This is a genomic window from Neobacillus sp. SAB-20_R2A (assembly GCF_049568635.1).
Taxonomy (GTDB): Bacteria; Bacillota; Bacilli; order Bacillales; family Cytobacillaceae; genus Neobacillus; species Neobacillus citreus.
The window spans coordinates 1,212,549-1,230,891 of sequence record NZ_CP145895.1; the positions used below are offsets into that span (position 1 = coordinate 1,212,549).

The 18,343-nt window shown below is 40.4% G+C and carries 18 protein-coding genes; 12 read left to right on the forward strand and 6 right to left on the reverse strand.

What is annotated here, in order from left to right:
* Positions 1 to 124: 124 nt before the first annotated feature.
* The 3 genes from V5M37_RS06015 to V5M37_RS06025 form a co-directional block, all read right to left on the reverse strand.
* Positions 125 to 2,236, reverse strand: coding sequence for an MMPL family transporter (locus tag V5M37_RS06015; protein WP_423801218.1), 2,112 nt, complete (start codon positions 2,234 to 2,236; stop codon positions 125 to 127).
* A 141-nt stretch (positions 2,237 to 2,377) separates the two neighbouring features.
* Positions 2,378 to 2,953, reverse strand: coding sequence for a TetR/AcrR family transcriptional regulator (locus tag V5M37_RS06020; RefSeq protein ID WP_423801219.1), 576 nt, complete (start codon positions 2,951 to 2,953; stop codon positions 2,378 to 2,380).
* An 80-nt stretch (positions 2,954 to 3,033) separates the two neighbouring features.
* Complete coding sequence (locus V5M37_RS06025) at positions 3,034 to 3,753, reverse strand: metallophosphoesterase family protein (RefSeq protein WP_423801220.1); 720 nt, start codon at positions 3,751 to 3,753, stop codon at positions 3,034 to 3,036.
* A 173-nt stretch (positions 3,754 to 3,926) separates the two neighbouring features.
* Here V5M37_RS06025 and V5M37_RS06030 point away from each other — a divergent pair, with 173 nt between their 5' ends.
* Together V5M37_RS06030 and V5M37_RS06035 are read left to right on the forward strand one after the other, a co-directional pair.
* On the forward strand, positions 3,927 to 4,337 hold the full coding sequence (locus tag V5M37_RS06030) for a hypothetical protein (protein ID WP_423801221.1): 411 nt from the start codon (positions 3,927 to 3,929) through the stop codon (positions 4,335 to 4,337).
* 52 nt (positions 4,338 to 4,389) lie between these two features.
* Positions 4,390 to 4,932, forward strand: coding sequence for a DUF4865 family protein (locus V5M37_RS06035; protein WP_423801222.1), 543 nt, complete (start codon positions 4,390 to 4,392; stop codon positions 4,930 to 4,932).
* 70 nt (positions 4,933 to 5,002) lie between these two features.
* Here the strand turns inward: V5M37_RS06035 and V5M37_RS06040 are convergent, their stop codons facing one another.
* Both V5M37_RS06040 and V5M37_RS06045 read right to left on the reverse strand, forming a co-directional pair.
* A complete protein-coding gene (locus V5M37_RS06040) occupies positions 5,003 to 5,929 on the reverse strand; it encodes a response regulator (RefSeq protein ID WP_423801223.1) in 927 nt (308 codons plus the stop codon).
* Between the two features lie 4 nt (positions 5,930 to 5,933).
* Positions 5,934 to 7,241 carry a sensor histidine kinase gene (locus tag V5M37_RS06045; protein ID WP_423801224.1) on the reverse strand — a complete coding sequence of 436 codons (1,308 nt, stop codon included), beginning with the start codon at positions 7,239 to 7,241 and terminating at the stop codon, positions 5,934 to 5,936.
* Between the two features lie 235 nt (positions 7,242 to 7,476).
* Here V5M37_RS06045 and V5M37_RS06050 point away from each other — a divergent pair, with 235 nt between their 5' ends.
* The 5 genes from V5M37_RS06050 to V5M37_RS06070 all read left to right on the forward strand — a co-directional run bounded on the left by V5M37_RS06050 (position 7,477) and on the right by V5M37_RS06070 (position 12,881).
* Positions 7,477 to 8,754: a cation:dicarboxylate symporter family transporter gene (locus V5M37_RS06050; protein WP_423801225.1), complete on the forward strand. Its 1,278-nt coding sequence runs from the start codon at positions 7,477 to 7,479 to the stop codon at positions 8,752 to 8,754.
* A 111-nt stretch (positions 8,755 to 8,865) separates the two neighbouring features.
* Positions 8,866 to 9,726 carry a DMT family transporter gene (locus tag V5M37_RS06055; RefSeq protein WP_423801226.1) on the forward strand — a complete coding sequence of 287 codons (861 nt, stop codon included), beginning with the start codon at positions 8,866 to 8,868 and terminating at the stop codon, positions 9,724 to 9,726.
* A 221-nt stretch (positions 9,727 to 9,947) separates the two neighbouring features.
* Positions 9,948 to 10,943 carry an ABC transporter substrate binding protein gene (locus V5M37_RS06060; protein ID WP_423801227.1) on the forward strand — a complete coding sequence of 332 codons (996 nt, stop codon included), beginning with the start codon at positions 9,948 to 9,950 and terminating at the stop codon, positions 10,941 to 10,943.
* A gap of 113 nt (positions 10,944 to 11,056) precedes the next feature.
* A complete protein-coding gene (locus V5M37_RS06065; protein ID WP_423801228.1) occupies positions 11,057 to 12,313 on the forward strand; it encodes a serpin family protein in 1,257 nt (418 codons plus the stop codon).
* A 190-nt stretch (positions 12,314 to 12,503) separates the two neighbouring features.
* The gene (locus tag V5M37_RS06070) at positions 12,504 to 12,881 is read left to right on the forward strand and encodes a VOC family protein (protein ID WP_423801229.1); all 378 of its coding nucleotides are present in this window, start codon (positions 12,504 to 12,506) and stop codon (positions 12,879 to 12,881) included.
* Positions 12,882 to 13,204: 323 nt separating this feature from the next.
* Here V5M37_RS06070 and V5M37_RS06075 read toward each other — a convergent pair whose 3' ends face one another.
* A complete protein-coding gene (locus V5M37_RS06075) occupies positions 13,205 to 13,426 on the reverse strand; it encodes a hypothetical protein (protein ID WP_423801230.1) in 222 nt (73 codons plus the stop codon).
* 166 nt (positions 13,427 to 13,592) lie between these two features.
* On the opposite strand from V5M37_RS06075, the gene V5M37_RS06080 reads away from it, so the two are divergent.
* The 5 genes from V5M37_RS06080 to V5M37_RS06100 all read left to right on the forward strand — a co-directional run bounded on the left by V5M37_RS06080 (position 13,593) and on the right by V5M37_RS06100 (position 18,327).
* Positions 13,593 to 13,856 (forward strand): iron-sulfur cluster biosynthesis family protein, encoded by a 264-nt coding sequence (locus tag V5M37_RS06080; protein WP_423801231.1) that lies wholly within the window; start codon positions 13,593 to 13,595, stop codon positions 13,854 to 13,856.
* A 192-nt stretch (positions 13,857 to 14,048) separates the two neighbouring features.
* Positions 14,049 to 14,825: an IclR family transcriptional regulator gene (locus tag V5M37_RS06085; RefSeq protein ID WP_423801232.1), complete on the forward strand. Its 777-nt coding sequence runs from the start codon at positions 14,049 to 14,051 to the stop codon at positions 14,823 to 14,825.
* A gap of 91 nt (positions 14,826 to 14,916) precedes the next feature.
* The gene (locus V5M37_RS06090) at positions 14,917 to 15,801 is read left to right on the forward strand and encodes an acetaldehyde dehydrogenase (acetylating) (protein WP_423801233.1); all 885 of its coding nucleotides are present in this window, start codon (positions 14,917 to 14,919) and stop codon (positions 15,799 to 15,801) included.
* 19 nt (positions 15,802 to 15,820) lie between these two features.
* Positions 15,821 to 16,834, forward strand: a complete 1,014-nt coding sequence (gene dmpG / locus V5M37_RS06095) for a 4-hydroxy-2-oxovalerate aldolase (protein WP_423801234.1) — start codon at positions 15,821 to 15,823, stop codon at positions 16,832 to 16,834.
* Between the two features lie 83 nt (positions 16,835 to 16,917).
* Positions 16,918 to 18,327 carry a GntP family permease gene (locus V5M37_RS06100; protein ID WP_423801235.1) on the forward strand — a complete coding sequence of 470 codons (1,410 nt, stop codon included), beginning with the start codon at positions 16,918 to 16,920 and terminating at the stop codon, positions 18,325 to 18,327.
* The last annotated feature ends 16 nt before the right edge of the window (positions 18,328 to 18,343 follow it).

An 18,343-nucleotide genomic window follows, 5' to 3' on the forward strand; every position in this document is an offset into this window, starting at 1 on the left:
GTTCTTTTTTTTGCCTCTATACAGAAAAGTGTCAAAAGCGCCCAGTGGTAGTCTTTTATTGTTTAAAAAAGGGTTAAGAAAAAAGAAGAGCAGCCCACGAAGCTGCTCCCCATTGTGATCCTTATTATTGTTTGCTCGCCAATTGCCTTTCCCGCTTTTCAAACAACACAATCAGTCCCGGCAACAGCACACCCCTTACCAAGAAGGTATCCAGCAGGATCCCAATGGCGACGATGAAGCCGAAAACGAATAGGAGTTGAATGGGCTGTGTCATCAGAACGGCAAAGGTAGCCGCGAGAATTAGTCCTGCGGAAGAAATGACTCCGCCCGTGCTGGCGACTGCAATTTCGACAGCCTCTCGCACAGAGTGCTTAGCCCGCTCTTCCTGGTAACGGGAAATCAACATGATATTGTAATCAATCCCAAGTGCAATTAAAAATACAAACGAATACAGCGGAACGCGGTTGCTGATGGTATCGATATCAAAGAACAGATTGCTTAGGAACATCCCCAGCCCCAGGGCGGCAAGGAATGAAATCAAGATGGTCCCAATCATATAAACCGACATCTTGATTGACCTGGTCAAACTTATCAGCATCACGAAAATCAAAAGCGTCTCAAGCGCCACAATCACAATAAGGTCGCGGTCATTAATGGAGCGGTCATCGACTTTCGTGGCTGTTTCGCCGGCAAAATAAATGTCTCCGTTCACACCAGCCGAGGCAGCAATTTTATCATGGCTGTCCCGCATAACCTCCAAAGTATCCATCGTATTCGCAGAGTATGGATTTTCCCCAAAAGTTAAACTGTATTGAACGACTTTGCCTTCTTCTGCGGTACCATTAACTCTAACGGAGCTTACCAAGTCCTGTTCAGCAAGTTTGTTTTTCAATGCATCCTGTTGTTCAGAAGATAGTGGCTCTGAACCTTCAAATAAAACGGTCGTTGGAGCGAGGTCGCCTTTCTCAAATTTCTCCTCCAGAATTTCATAGCCCATTCGGGATGGCATATCTTTCGGAAATGATTTCATCGTATCAAACTCAAATTTCATGTTTACCATATTGCTTGCTGACAAAAGTAGAAACAAGCCAATCACGGCCACCGAAGTCCCCGGTTTTCTAGCAACAAAGCGCCCGATCCGGCTCCATAACGAATTATTTTTGATAGCATCCTGACCCACCTTAGGAATAACCGGCCAAAAGGATTTTCTGCCAAAAAGGGCAAACAGGGCTGGGACCAAAGTCACCGATGCAATCATGATAATCAGCATGGTGGTGGCAAATGTTGGAGCAAAGTTCCGATAATCACCAAATCTTGCAAAAAATAAGACCAACATGGCCGCAAGTACGGTCCCGCCGGAATAGAACACAGGGGTTCCGACCTCCCGCATCGCCTGCCTCATCGCATCAAATTTATTCTGATGTTTTTTCAATTCTTCTCTAAACCGCGAGAACACAAATAAAGAATAATCAATCACGGCGGCAAACAGAAGAATCGTCATGATAGACAGCGTTTGGCTGCTCATGACCAGTCCTGCCTTGCCCATGAGGCCAAGTGTCTGCATCACCACTTCATACACAAACGCGGCAGCTAACAGCGGAATTAACGCCAACAGCGGTGAGCGGTAAATCACAATCAATAGCACTAGGATCAGGCCGACTGTTGATAATAAAAGAACAATATCTGCTCTTGAAAATAGATCCAGGGTATCGGTGGCAATGCCGGCTGGGCCGGTTACGTACAAGGTTAATTCGGAGTTTTTCTTGACGATTTCCTGAATCGCATCCTCCACCTTTTTAATTTCCTTTGTCTCAATTGATGAATTAATGCTTAAAGGAATAATTGCCGTGGTTTTATCGTCTGAAAAGAAGCCTGCGGCAGCCTGTGGCGGCAGTTTTGATAACGGTACAATCTGGTCCACGCCCTGGATTTTTTCCTTTTCAATTTTATCAACGAGGCTGGCCAGCTGAGGGAAAGTGATTTCACCGTCCTTCGATTGAAAAACGAGTATCGCAGGGATTCCTTCATTGTCTTTAAAGTATTTATCGACTTTCTTTTGGGCGATGACCGACTGGGCATCTTCCGGAATAGATTTGAGACTGGATACTTCATAGTCCTTGGCGCCTGGGGCCAGGACTGCCAACAGCATTGCGGCCGCAAACCAGATTCCAAGCGTAATCCACATTCCTTTTTTGGTCGAGACTCGGTCTGTGAGAGATTGCAAGAATGATTTCATTGCATAAACACCTTTCTGAGTTAGTTTTTATAAAACTATTGTTCTAAAAACCGACACAAAGTGACACTTGTGTCACTTTTGGTAAAAAGTAATTGACACTATTGTCACTAACATTATCTTTTAAAGTGACAAATGTGTCAATTACTTGTTTATGAACATTCCGTGACTGATAATCTCTTTAATCGATTGAACCCAAACATCTTGTTGGATACCGAAATGATTCGGAATGGCGATGGTTTGAAAAATAATTCCTAGCACCAGTGCATCAGGAATATGGGGCTTCAGCTTGTTCTCGGCTTTCCCGAGTGTCACAAGGTTTTGCATATAACTGTACATTTCCAAGTGCATTTTTTCTAGCTCTTGCGTATTGTTCATTACCTTTTCATTGAGGGAGGAAGGGATTTGCCGGCCTATCTCAATGAGTTGATGGATTTCACTATTTCTAAAAATAAGTTCAAAAAGGAATTCAAATTGCCTGTCAAAGTCATCTAATTCGGCTATTTCCTTTAATTCTGTAAGGAAATGCTTCATCTCAAATAACATATAATCGGTAATCAGTTCTTCCTTATTTTCGAAGTATTTGTAAATTGCGCCGCGGGAAATCTCCATTCGTTCTGCTAATAGACTGAAGGTAAAACCCTCATATCCATGTTCGAGCAGCAGCTGCTTGGTGTACTGAAATAATTCCTCCGTCGAAAACTTGCGCTCCCGTGCCATGATGCCACCTCCATCCATAAATGTAACACGGGGACGGTTCTTTTGCATCATTATTGATGCAAAAGAACCGTCCCTGTGCATCAAATTTTTCCGTTCCGAATGACCTGTTTCATCATATCCTTATTCGGGTAGTTTACTTCCTCGTAAAGCTGGATGACTTTTTCTAAATCATAGCTGACCCGCTGGATGGCGGTGTTGATGTTTCCTTGTTCGATTTCTACCAGTCCGTAGGAAGCCTTTGTTAGACCATCGAATGGGAGGCCGACGCTGCCAATATTCATAACGACTTTTCCATTGATGTATCGAACATAAGGCCGATGAATATGGGCATAAACATAAATATCTGCATCGAATGGCTTCATTAAGCTGGTATTGATCGTTTCGTCATCAGCATTGGGAAGAACTATTTTGAATAAACTGTCTGGTGTTGCATGGTAGGCGGCTATTTTGATTCCGTCCACGTTCACTGTTAAATGGGTTTGCAGATTTTCAAGGTAGTGGAGATCTGACGAACCCAGTTTCCCAACAGTCCATTGTCGTTCAGTATTCATCAACTCCAACGCATGATCCGGAACCTCCCCTGCGCGAACACCGCGAACCACCCACTCATCAGCATTTCCTTTGATGACATCGGTATTTAACGACTGAATCAATTCAAGCGAGCGCTTTGGTTCCGGTCCTCGGTAGCAAATGTCACCAAGAACATAAATTTTGTCCACGTTTTTTTGCTTAATATCAGCAAGAACCGCATCAAGTGCAACTGCGTTCCCATGAATATCAGAAATAAAGGCTATTTTCATGATTCACTCAACTCCCCGCATCTTTGCTTTTTAAAAAATAATACCATTAAATGGTTGAACGGACCAAATAGGGAATGATTAAATGAAAAAAAGACATGCTGGTTCCGGATTCCTTCCCACCACCCTGTCATATTTACCCATTTTGTACATCTCTTATATAGAGGTGTATTTTTATGAAAAGGAAACTGTTTCGAACCTTCATAGTATTGATATTGTTGGTCCTAATATATGACGTGAATTTTCGAACAAAAACAGTAACATATTTGGGTGAAGATGCGAATTGGTCCATTAAAATCAACTCAAAATTAGTTGGACTTAATGGTAGTTATAGAATTGAAGTTCAATATAAAGGCAGCAAATCAATCGAGTATATCGATTTTAATATCCATCCACCACATTATGAAGCAGGTATCCCTTCCTTGGACGAAAAGGGCTTTTACCAATGGGAATGTAAGGATGACTGTGGGTTTTATGATAAAGATGAGAAACTCCTCTTTTTTATTGTTTGGAAGGAAGGCCACCATTCTGAGGAAAAAATGAGGTTTATTGATTTAAAAAAGATACCGACTAATTGGTGGAAGTAGAGGTACAACTAAAGGAAAATTGTTAAAATAGTGTCATGGAGGTGGAGAAAAAATGATTGCAACCCAATATAAGATTACACTCCCGAGCGATTATGATATGAATATAATCAGAGACAGAGTGAAAAATAATGGCCATAAAACAGACGGGTTTGAAGATTTAAAGTTTAAACTCTATTTAATCACTGAAAAAGGAATCCATAATAATTTGCAAAACAGTTATAGCCCGTTATATCTTTGGAAAGGGAATAACGGACTGAACAAGTTTTTATTTAATGGGTTTTATGACAATATCCTAAACTCCTTTGGCTGGCAGCAAGTGAATGTCGGAATTCCCCTGATTGATACCACTACGTCTAAAATCACAGACAATAAGTACATATTTCAAATCACAAAAGAAATTCCACCGCAAGAAAGTCTTAACAACTTGAAGGATAAAATTGCGGAAAGCATCCCGACAATAGACGAGACAGAATATCTTATTATTTATAATCCGGAGAGATGGAAGTACGAAGTGTTTTATTTCTTAAATGATTTAAGTAGCGTAAAAGATGTAAGTGGGGTCGTTTATTCGATTCTACATATATCACAAGGATAATAGCTATAGTCTATTTTCTGTTTCATAAAATGGGCAAACATAAACCCAGTCCTTTTTCGGGGCTGGGTTATTACATTCGGTGGTGTATTTCGAAATAGAGCGCTTGGATGAATTTTTTCATGTTGATTCGGAGTGGGCTTGGTGTGGCGGTTTTTTTGTCTTTTAATTCTTTCATTTTTTGCCGGACGGTTGTAAAATCGAAAAACTTTGATGAGTAATTTTCAAACTTTGGGTGGGAAAAGTCTGTCAGCCCTAGTGAAGCAAGGCCATTCAACGATTGATAAATAGCCCTCCGGACACGCTGTTCGGAGGCTTTTATTTCTCTTTGAAGATCTGCCTCGCTGGCTGCTTCACCAAGTTTCTTCAAAGCTATGAATCTAAAAGTCTCCTTAAGGGAAGGAAATCCATTAGTGAATGTTTGCTGCTGTTCGTAATCATGGAAAAACTGCATAATCTCCAACAGGTCTTTACCCCCGCTTTCACCGGCAATGCCCAGGTCCGAAAGAAGGAACCGCCCGGCGTCAGAGAATGTTTTCCCTTTTTCCCGATGTAAATTGCCCTCTGGTTTTTGAAAGCTAATATTCATCGCATTTTGTATAGACCTTTGGATATCCTGGATGGATTTCTCTAAGCGGGCATGCTCGATAACCTTCTTTACAACCGAAACAACCTCGATTTTATTAATCGGCTTTGTTATGTAATGGTCAATCCCCTTTAAGTAAGCTTGTCCAATCAGGTCCTTAGATTCCACTTGTGAAATCATGATGACCTTCCCTTTAAAAATCGGCTTGATTTTCTGGACCGTTTCGATGCCGTCCAGAATCGGCATTAACAGGTCAACTAGTAAAATATCAACCTTCTTCATTTCTAAAAGTTCTCCGCTAACCTCGGAACCATCGGCAGCCTCGCCGACGACTTCGCCAAGGTCATCATCTTCAATAATATGGCTAAGCATCGTACGAATCGATATATCATCATCAATGATAAAAAATCGCATGAAATCACTCTTTTCTCGTTATTTTTGCCATTGGCAGGTGAACAGTGAAAGCTGCCCCTTTGCCATCCTCCGAATCATTAAGCAGAACATTGCCATCATGCATTTCTGCCACTTCCTTAACGTAGGTCAACCCAATCCCAGTGGAGGATTTGCCAGTGCTGTCAAACTTTAAAGTGAATCCGGGTTTAAATATGACATCTTTATATTGGCTGGGAATTCCAGGTCCGGTATCCTTAACGCCGATTGTCAGCCAATCTTGATTTTGTTCAGCCAATAGCTCAATTTTCCCCGTTTCATTGATAGCCTCGACGGAATTGGAAACAAGGTTGTTGACAATGGAGGTAAATGTATATGCATGATAATCGGGGTGTGTCCCGCTAATTGAAAAGACGAACTCAATTTTTTTCCCCAACAGCTCAGCATACTTTTTATTTGTCCTTACAATAATTGAAAAAAGGGAGTCAATGTCAATATAATCAAGCAAACTTTCCTCGGTAATCAGTTTGGAAAGCCCGGATAAAATTCGTTGATTATCCTTTTTGATCTCATGAACTTCACCAGCAATCCGCAAGGCTTGCTGAGGAATCCCTTCCAATGGGAAGTCTCTTTGTCCCTCGTTGATTTCGTGCAAATCCTTGTAAAGATTGTAGGATTGTTTGGTGACCTTCTCGGCAAACTGAAGGGTTTTTTTCAAAAGGATGGTCTCTTCATAAAGATTCGAAACGACCATGATCATATGTTCATTTCGCTTTTGGATTTCCGTTTCCTTCAGCTTGGTTTCATGGTATTTAAGAGTACTAAATAAACCAACTACAAAAAAACTTCGAAATACAGCGAAAATCAAAATTTTATGGACGGCATCAATAGTTGTTAATTCTTCAAATAAAAGCCTTTCGAAAAACAACTCTGACATTCCAGCCGCAAATTCTGTTACAATTCCCAATAGGCCTATCACCCAAGGCAACTGGTTAAACTGGTGGATTTTCAATAAGAAAAAGACCAAAGCATAGGTGAAATAATAGACAAAGGATGGCAGGTTAGCATGAATGGATACCAGCCAATCAAATGGTTCGAGAAAAATAGCATCAAGAAGGATTCGAAAAACTAGCACGGAAACCCCTGCAAGTGTGCCGCACAAAATAGCGGGTACTTTTCTTAGCCCCAATAAAAAGAGAAAAAGGGCAGGGGGTCCAAAGCTCACCCGATAGACCTCATTAAATGGATAAAATTTTACCTCCCCAGCAAGCGGAACCAAAATGGCCATTGCCGCCAGTAAGATAATTTCATTTTTTGAAAAAATTCTAATGTTCAATTTCCGCCACAACCTCATATTCTAACAATCCATCATTTAATGCAAAAAAAATTTGTAGGTTTTTGTAGATTTCTTGTTATATTGTGTAGTTACTATTTTACATTAAGACAAGCCCCACTGAAAACGCTCTCAGTAAATCACTGCCTCAAATTATAGTTTTATTTTAGCTAGAAATCCATTGGAAAAAAACTCTTCTAAGACCAAATCGTAAAAAAAATTAAAAAGAGGTGCTTGAATGAAAAAAATAGGCTTAGCTTGGCAAATCTTAATTGGGTTGATTCTAGGTATTGTTGTTGGTGCTATTTTTTATGGAAATCAAGATGTCGCGAAGTATTTACAGCCAGTTGGCGATATCTTTTTAAGACTAATCAAAATGATTGTCATTCCAATCGTTATTTCCAGCTTGATTGTAGGGGTTTCCAGTGTAGGCGATACAAAAAAGCTTGGAAAAATCGGTGGAAAATCCATTTTATACTTTGAAATTATTACAACAGTTGCGATTATTGTAGGACTATTAGCAGCGAATATTTTCCAGCCAGGCGCTGGGGTAGATATGGGTTCATTACAGAAAACTGATATTGGTGGTTATGTAGATACGGCAGAAACAGTAGAAAGCCACGGAATGGCTGAAACTTTTGTGAACGTTGTCCCGCCAAATATTATCAAAGCAATTGTAGACGGAAACATGCTTGCCATCATTTTCTTCTCTGTTCTATTTGGACTTGGGCTTACCGTCATTGGAGAAAAAGGGAAACCGGTCATTGCATTTTTCCAAGGTACGGCTGAAGCGATGTTCTGGGTGACCAATCAAGTAATGAAATTTGCACCTTTTGGTGTTTTTGCTCTTATTGGTGTGACAGTTTCTAAATTTGGTGTTGAATCATTGTTGCCGCTGGGTAAATTAGTTATTATCGGTTACGCTACAATGCTATTCTTTGTTGTTGTCGTTCTAGGGGGTGTTGCTAAATTAGTAGGTGTAAATATTTTTAATATCATACGCTTACTTAAAGATGAATTGATTTTGGCTTACTCTACTTCTAGTTCTGAAACGGTATTGCCAAGATTAATGGAGAAAATGGAGAAGTTTGGTTGTCCAAAAGCTATTACATCTTTTGTTATTCCTACGGGTTATTCCTTTAACCTTGATGGCTCAACACTGTACCAAGCATTAGCAGCACTGTTTATTGCCCAAATGTATGGCATCGATTTGTCCATTGGCCAACAAATTTCATTAATGCTGGTATTAATGGTAACATCTAAGGGAATCGCAGGTGTTCCGGGAGTTTCATTTGTTGTCCTCTTGGCAACGTTGGGAACTGTAGGTATTCCTATAGAGGGCCTTGCATTTATAGCAGGTATTGACCGTATTCTTGATATGGCCAGAACAGTTGTCAATGTCATCGGAAACTCATTAGCTGTAGTGGTAATGTCTAAATGGGAAGGCCAGTTTGATAAGCAAAAAGCAAATTCCTATTTGCAGTCTTTAAATGATACAAAGCAAAAAGCGGCATAACATGCAATTTTAGAAAAAGGAACCCATTACAGTGTGGGTTCTTTTTTGCAAATTAGCATGAAATAAAATATTGCGATATCTCTTTTGATAGATTTAAAATGAGAGAGTAATATGATAGGGAGAGAAGGTTTCAGCATGTGGATTGCTGCAGCATTGGTAACGACTTTAAGCTTCGGCACGAATAATACGATTTTTAAATGGAGTACAAGCCGTGGCTTGTCGAAAGTGCATATTCAGTTTTTCTTTTATTTCGTGGCATTTCTGCTTACACTTGGGTATGGGCTATATACAGGGGAACTGCAATTTAACCTCTATGCGCTCATCCTGGGTGGACTAATTGGCATCCTGAATGCGAATGGCAATATTCAGATGTCCAAGGCCTTCGAAAAGGGTCCTGCCAGCCTAACGTCGCCTCTAATTGGCGCCAATGCAATCATGCCGATTCTTGGGGCAGCGATTATTTTTCATGAAGAAATCAGTCTTGCCCATTGGATTGGGATTGTGGTAATACTCGGTTCAGCCCTGATGATCCAATATTCGCCGGGCAAAAGTCACGGCACAAATTATGGTCCATGGATTTATCGGGTCGTATTGGCAATCCTGTCCTTTGGGATACTGGGAATATTAATGAAAACAACATCCTATTTGCAAATTAGTTCGCTTAGTACATTAATTTGTATGTACGGCGGAGGCAGCATTTATTTGGCACTGACCAGCTTACGGGAAAAGGAAAGCTGGCTGAGGTCAGAAGTGAATGTCGGGTCCATGGCCGGTTTAGTCAGTGTCATCGGGTACAGCTGTTATTTCTATGCGTTGCAAAAAGGTATTGCCAGCATTATCTTCCCAATCGTCAGCTTAAATTGCCTCGTAGTCATCCTGGCAGGCTGTTGGTTCTTTAAGGAAAAATTGAAACGATACCAGCTCGTTGGTATTTTTTCTGCGATTCTTGGGATTATTTTTACAAAAATATGATACGTGGGGACGGTTCTTGTGCTTCAATTTCTGAAGTACAAGAACCGTCCCTTTGCTTTATCAAAAATGAGCAACGCTTTTTTGGTTTAAAGTGATAAAATTTTTATCTAAAATCTATTGTTCTATAACAATAATATATGGTAAAATCTGAATATTATTAATTTTTCAGAAAAATTAGAGCGGTTATTACTGCGTACATAGTCCGCTGAGGGGGAGAAAAGGTGAAAAAGAGTTTAGCCATTGTTTTGATGGGAGTATTGTTGCTGCTTTCTGCTTGTGGTGGGGGAAGCAAGGAAACTAGTGGGGAAAAGAAAGAAAAGGAAGTAAAAATAGGGATCACGCAAATCGTGGAGCATCCGTCCCTTGATGCCGCCCGCGAAGGGTTTATCGAGGCCTTGAAGGATGCTGGTTATGAAGAAGGAAAGAACCTGAAGCTTGATTACCAAAATGCACAGGGCGACATGAATACCAATTTATCAATTGCCCAAAAATTAGTTTCGGACAAGAATGATCTAATTTTAGCCATTGCTACTCCGAGTGCACAGGCCGTACTGAAAAACACGAAGGAGATCCCAGTTTTGTTTACGGCAATCACGGACCCGGTTGGAGCGCAATTGGTTAAAAGCCTTGATAAGCCAGGCGGCAATGCCACTGGAACATCTGATACGCACCCAGATGCCATCAAGAATACGATTGCTGCAATCAAGAAGTTTGTTCCAAATGCCAAGAAGGTCGGCATCATCTATAACAATGGTGAGCCTAACTCAGTCGTTAACGTGAAGAATGCCAAGAAAGCAATCGAAGCAGAGGGACTAGAGGCAGTTGAGACAACAATAACAGCTGGTTCCGAAGTGAAGCAGGCTGCTGAATCATTAGTTGGCCGTGTGGATGTCCTTTACATTCCAAAGGACAATACGGTTGTTGCTGCTCTTGAATCCGTCATTACTGTTGCAAATGCGAAAGATATCCCAACATTTGTTGGTGAAGGAGACTCTGTAAAACGCGGAACATTCGCCTCTTATGGACTAAACTACCATGACCTTGGCTATTCAACTGGTAAAATGGCAGTCGAAATCCTAAAAGGAAAGAAACCAAGCGAAATTCCAGTTGGCTTCCCTGAAAAACTAGAGCTCGTCATCAACAAAAAAGCCGCTGCTGAAGAAGGCATCACCCTAACAGAAGATTTAATTAAGGACGCGAAGATAGTAGGAGAATAAGTGAAACATGGGGACGGTTCTTGTACTTCAATTTGAAGCACAAGAACCGTCCCTTTGCTTTGAAACTTTTATTTAAGGCGGGCAGTCTAATCTAGTAAAGGGTGGTGGCGTGGATGAAAAAATTCATTTTTCCGCTTTTTCTAGTGGTTTTCTTTATGGTAATGGTGTGGGGGATGGGAATGAATCAAACCGGAAATCTTGCTCCATCAAGTATCGCCATTTTTGGGAAGGAAGATTATACCGAAATTGTTTCCGCAAATAATCACTTGGGGATGTTACTGTTAGAAGAGTTAGGAGCGGGAAACGGTGACAATACGTTTATTTCTCCGACCAGTTTATTCATGGCGCTGTCAATGGTCTACAACGGGGCCGATGGGAAAACAAAGGAAGAGATGGAGAAGGTTTTGCAAACGGCTGGAATGGATGCCAACGAATTAAGTCAAGCGAATGCTTCAATGATGTCGATGTTACATAAGCATTCTAAGCAAATTCAGCTCAATATCGCAAACTCCATTTGGCTAAACAAAGACTTCCACTTTCAGGATAAATTTGCGACTAACAACAGAGATTATTTTAATGCAGAAATAAAAGAGATTGATATCAATGATAGGAAATCTGTTCCTTTGATTAATGATTGGGTGAAGAAATCGACGAATGGTAAAATTAAGGAAATTATTGAAGCTCCTTTAGATCCAGATTTAGTCACGGTTCTGATCAACGCGATTTATTTTAACGGGAAATGGCAATATGAATTTGATAAAGAGCAAACAAAGGAACAAACTTTTCATCTGACAGAAGGGACCACCAAAAAAGTGCCGCTCATGACGCTGAATGAAAAATTGGCTTATTTGGAAACCGAAGATTTCCAGGCGGTTTCGCTTCCATATGGTGATGGCCAAATGAGCATGAAGATATTTCTTCCAAGGGAAAGTTCCAATTTAGCAGAATTCCAAAAAATACTGACAACTGAAAATTGGGAGAAGTGGAACTCTGAATTTACCGAAAAAAAGGGGACCGTTCTGCTGCCAAAGTTTCAATTAGAGTATGAAGTGATATTGAATGACCCATTAAAGAATCTGGGGATGGAGACCGCTTTTGACAGCCGAGCTAATTTTTCAAAAATGGTTAAAGAGACGGATCCAATAATGATCAGTGAAGTGAAACAAAAAACATTTATCGATGTGAATGAAGCAGGGACAGAAGCGGCTGCGGCAACCTCTGTCCAAATGGTAAAAGAGTCGGCAAGCATAGATAATCCCTTCTTTATAGAAGTAAATCGGCCATTTTTCATAACGATTACCGAAGAAGAAAGCGGAACAATTTTATTTATGGGGTTGATATCTGACCCTCAGGGTGGAACTCAAAAATAGTTCATTTTTTTGGCTAATAGGAAAGTGTAAAATTTCCCTGATTTTACACTTTCTTAACGCATAAATTCAACTACGTCTCTGTCTTCGTCCTAACGGACTCGCCAATCGACGAGTTTTCATTTAAAATTGCTTTTGCAAAATTTGGTTGATAAACTTATTTTGTATATTTAGAAAAGGAGTTTTTAGCAGGATGATTAATAAAGTTGCAAAAGTTACTGTTTATGTAAATGACCAAGAAGAAGCCAAAGATTTTTGGATTAATAGAGTCGGTTTTGTTCTAAAAGAAGAGCAGCCAATGGGGCCAGACTTTTCCTGGATTGAAGTTGGACTAAGCGGAGATGACTCCACCAATTTAGTCCTTTATGCTAAAGCTGCGATGGAACAGCATGACCCATCAAAGGTTCAGCACCCATCAATCCTCTTCAGCACGACCGATATCGAATCCGCATATGAAAAAATGAAACAAAATGGAGTAAAAGTAGGGGAAATGCTAAGAATGCCATTCGGAACGATGTTTTCCTTCCATGACCAGGATGGCAATGATTATTTGTTGAGGGAAGATAAATAAGAATAAAAAAGCTGCGATTTTTGATGTGGAATTGCAGCTTTTTATGATTATATGGACCAAAGGTCAAATAGTCAAGCGGAAAGTGGTCATATGAAAAGGTTATAAGACCATAAGGAGCAAACAGCCAGGCCGAAGGTGGTCTTATGAAAGGCTTATAAGACTAAAAGGAGCAAACAGCCAGGCCGAAGGTGGTCTTATGAAAGGTTTATAAGACCAAAAGGAGCAAACAGCCAGGCCGAAAGTGGTCTTATGAAAGGTTTATAAGCCCAAAAGGAGCAATCAAGCGGACCGGAAGAGGTCTTATGAAAAAGTTGAAAAAGCTTCTACCTTTTTTTCTTCTTAGAATTATCGACAACAGCCACTTTGCCTTTTTTGATTTCTTCTAAAACCACTTTCACATGTATCGTTTTTTCGTCAATATGCTCGACGTTTGAAACCTTGGCTTTGCGGCCTTTAATGGTTAGATCCTCTCCAACGGCCGGAATACGTTTTAGCAGCTGTGTTAATAAAACATTTTTGTTTTCAAGAAAATGCACAGCAAACATAGGCGGTCCTCACCTTTCATTTGTAATGGGTTGTCTCTATACAAAAATATTTAATGAAAGGCGGTTTTAGACCAAAAACGCTTACATAAAAACTTGAAATTAATTTCCACATAACTTTAAATAGAGTTATAGATTAATTGAAAAATAAAAAAAACGAGATGATTATATGTTTATTTTAACGGAAGCAGCAAAAACAGAATTACAAAACCGATTGCAAAATTCATACCAATTGATCCGCTTGCAAATGCGGAAAAGTTGTTTTATGAAAGCAAAACTGACCTTCGAAAATGCCATGCAGGCAAATGACGAAATAATAACATTGGATGAACTGCAGTTTATCATTGATAAAGCCGAGTGCCATTATTTCAGGAGCAAAACATTGGATTTTATCCCAGACACCACTGGTTTTAAACAATTTGAGGTCATCTAATTTTTCAAAGAGCCTATTCCGTAAGGATAAGGTTCTTTTTTTTTGCTTTTAACCACCCATTTCAAGCAGCTTCACTTAAAATTTATGAATTCTAAAAATATTGACACAATAAAAAATGCGAGATAATATAAATTTGTAGGTTGGTATCGTCGAACGCCATTCGACATTATCGAACGCATTGGAGGATTAATAATGTCAGAACGTTTAATTCAATCGATTGAAAGAGCAGCGGATGTCCTTGAAATTTTTTTAACTACAAATTCAGAGTTAAGCGTCAAGGAAATTAGCGAGAAGGTAAATCTATCAAAAAGTACTGTCCATGGGATTATCAAGACTTTGGAACACAGAGGATATCTTCAGCAAAACCCGGATGACCTCAAATACCGTTTAGGTATAAAGCTTTTTGAACTAGGTAATTTTGTCGGCAAACATTTGGACATACGAAGCATTGCTCGGCCAATTATCAAGGATTTAGTCAATGAACTAAATGAAACCGTTCACTTAGTTTTATTGAACCGCAACGAAATTATTTATATCGAAAAGGAAGATGGACCGAGAACCCTGACGATGTACTCGCATATTGGAAAAAGAGCCCCGGTACATTGCACAGGTGTCGGCAAAGCAATTCTGGCTTACTTAAGTGATCAAGAGGTAGATCGCCTACTGTCAATCCAAAATTTGCAGCCGTTTACGGAGTTCACGATAACGGATAAACAGGCAATTAAAAATCATTTACAATCTGTCCGTGAGTGTGGCTATGCGGTTGACGATGAAGAGATTGAATTAGGGCTGAAATGTATCGCTGCTCCGATCTTTAACCATCAGGGGAATGTAATCGCTTCAATAAGCTGTGCCGCCCCTAAAATCAGGCTTGATGAAGAACGTCTTCCAAAGGTCATCGCCGGAATCCAGAAAGCTGCATCAGAGATTTCAAAGGCATTGGGTTACAAAGGTGTAATGCAACGATAAAGACTGATTTGACAGCTATTTTGGAATAGGGATTGAATAAAATGGACACGAGAAACGTCCCCGTGAACTAATTTTTAGGAGGAGAAATGAAGTGGAAAAAGTAAAAGTTGCCATTCTTGGCTCAGGAAATATTGGGACAGATTTAATGATTAAGCTTGGCCGCTCTGAAATTTTGGAATTAACCACTGTGATTGGGATTGACCCAAATTCGGATGGACTGCGCCGTGCCAAGGAATTAGGATATACAGCTATCAGCGATGGTATTGATGGATTTTTGAAAACACCAGAATTGGCTGACATCATTTTTGATGCGACCTCTGCGAAAGCCCATCTCTACAATGCAAAAGTGTTAAAAGAGGCAGGTAAAAAAGTAATTGATATGACTCCTGCTGCGGTTGGACCATATGTATGTGCTGCCGTGAACATTCAAGAGCATTTAGAGAAAGATAATATCAATTTGATTACTTGCGGAGGTCAAGCGACGATCCCAATGGTGCATGCGGTCAATCGTGTTTGCCCAGTAGAATATGCAGAAATTGTCGCAACCATTTCAAGCCGCAGTGCCGGACCAGGGACTCGCGCAAATATCGATGAGTTTACTGAAACGACATCCCGTGCGATTGAAGTAGTTGGGGGCGCGAAAAAAGGAAAGGCCATCATTATCCTGAATCCTGCGGAACCGCCGATCCTAATGCGTGACACCGTTTATACGCTTGTCGAAGAAGGAAAGATGAACGAGGAAGCCATCAGACAATCAATTGCAGAAATGACTAAGGTTGTTCAATCCTATGTTCCGGGGTATCGTCTACGTACCGAACCGATTTTTGATGGAAATAAGGTAACCATTTTCTTAGAGGTAGAAGGAGCCGGGGATTATCTGCCAAAATACTCTGGAAACCTAGATATCATGACTGCAGCAGGCGTTAAAATTGCTGAAGAATTTGCAAAAAACTTATTAAAGAAACAAACCGTTTAAGAAAGGGGCCGAAAAAACAATGGAAAACAACAGGGATATTCTCATTACCGAAGTAGCATTACGGGACGGCAGCCATGCGGTGGCACATCAATATACAGTCGAGCAAGTATTGAAAGTTGCAAAAGCATTGAATGATGCCAATGTACCATTTATTGAAGTATCACACGGCGACGGACTTGCAGGGTCTTCTTTACAATATGGCCTGTCAAAAACAAATGAGATGGAATTAATCGAAGCAGCTGTTTCTGTAGCAGATAAATCAAAAATTGCCGTTTTATTATTACCGGGTATCGGTACACTGCATGAGCTAAAGGAAGCTGCCAATTTAGGTGCAAAAATGGCTCGTATCGCTACACACGTAACCGAAGCAGATGTGGCGCCGCAGCATATTGCTTATGCAAAAGAACTTGGCATGGAAACAGTTGGATTCTTAATGATGAACCACATGGCACCAGTAGACAAACTTGTTGAACAGGCTAAATTAATGGAAAGCTACGGTGCTGATACGGTTTATGTGGTTGATTCAGCAGGTTATCTTCTTCCGGAACAAGTACGTGAACGGATTCGTGCCCTTAAACAATCAGTAGGCATTAATATCGGCTTCCATGGTCATAACAATCTCTCACTTGCCATGGCCAATACACTTGTAGCTATTGAAGAAGGTGCGACCCGTATTGACGGCAGTGTTCGCTGCTTAGGCGCTGGTGCCGGTAATACGCAGACAGAAGTATTAGTTGCCGTTTGTGAACGGATGGGAATTAAGACAGGTGTCGATTTATATAAAATGATGGATTTAGCTGAAGATATCGTTGCACCGATTCTGCAAGTACCTCAGGAAATTACAAGAGACAGTCTGACACTAGGATATGCAGGGGTTTATTCAAGCTTTGCCCTTCATGCGAAACGTGCTGCAACTAAATTTGGCATCGATTCACGTGACATTTTAATAGAGTTAGGGAAACGTAAAGTTGTCGGCGGTCAAGAGGATATGATCGTGGATGTAGCAGCGGAAATTGCTAAAAACAAAAACTAAGCCTTTTTGGACATCTTAGAATACGCACAATTAACATTTTTTCAGCAAAGGGTTAAATCATCTAGGGGTAGAGGAGAAATTTTATGGAACTAGTTATTATTCTCTTAGCGCTGGGTTTGTTAATGTTTATCGCCTATCGCGGATTTTCAGTCATCATTTTTGCTCCGGTATGTGCATTATTTGCGGTATTATTAACAAATCCAGATTATGTTCTCCCGTTTTATTCGAATGTCTTTATGGGAAAAATGGTGGAATATATAAAATTATATTTTCCTATTTTCTTGCTGGGAGCTATTTTTGGTAAAGTAGTAGAAATGTCCGGCTTAGCACGTTCCATCGCCACCACCTTGATTCAATTGGTGGGACGCAAGCGTGCCATGTTAGTCATTGTTTTATTGTGCGCAATTCTTACCTACAGCGGCGTAAGCTTAGTCGTTGTGGCATTTGCGGTATATCCGTTTGCAGCCAATTTGTTCAGACAATCCAATATTCCGAAACGGTTAATTCCGGGAACGATTGCCCTAGGGTCTTTTACCTTTACAATGGATGCGCTGCCAGGTTCCCCACAGGTGCAAAACGTTATTCCGACAACATTTTTTAAAACAAACCTTTATGCCGCACCGACACTTGGAATTATCGGGGCCATTTTCATCTTTACAGTCGGTATGCTGTATTTAGATTCTCGCCGGAAAAAAGCTGAAAAAGCCGGTGAAGGCTATGATAGCTTTGGAACGATTACTGAAGAGGAAATTAAAATCGACTTGGATGTAAAAGAAAGCGTCGGCCGCAAAATATTTGCCTTTGTTCCGGTTGTCCTAGTTGGTGTGTTAAATAAGGTGTTAACCACAGTGATTCCAAAATGGTATCCAAATGGTTTTGATTTTTCGAAGATCGGTTTAACGAATTTCCCAAACATTGAAACGGCACAAGTCGTTGGTATTTGGTCAGTTGAAATTGCTCTTCTGGCAGGGATTTTTGCCACTATTTTGTATAATCGAAAACCTGTTCTGACGAATTTCAAGGTTGGCATGAATGTCGGGATTGGCGGAGCACTGCTGGCAATCATGAACTCGGCTACTGAATATGGTTTTGGTGCGGTTATTTCAAATTTGCCTGGATTTGCGATTGCGAGAGACGGCATTTCCAAAGCGTTTGAAAATCCTTTATTAAACGGAGCCGTAACGACAAATGTTCTGTCTGCTATTTCAGGTTCTGCATCGGCTGGTATTGCCATTTCATTAGGTATTATGAGTAAAACCTATATTGAACTGGCTAATCAATTCGATATTCCGCTAGAAGTTATGCACCGTGTTATTTCCATGGCATCGGGAGGGATGGATACACTTCCACATAACGGAGCTGTTATTACATTACTCGCGATCACTGGTCTGACACATAAGCAATCCTATCGCGATATATTTGCCATTACCATTATCAAAACAATCGCTGCATTCTTTGTAATTGGTGTTTATATGTTAACTGGAATTGTTTAAAAAATTTATAAAGTAC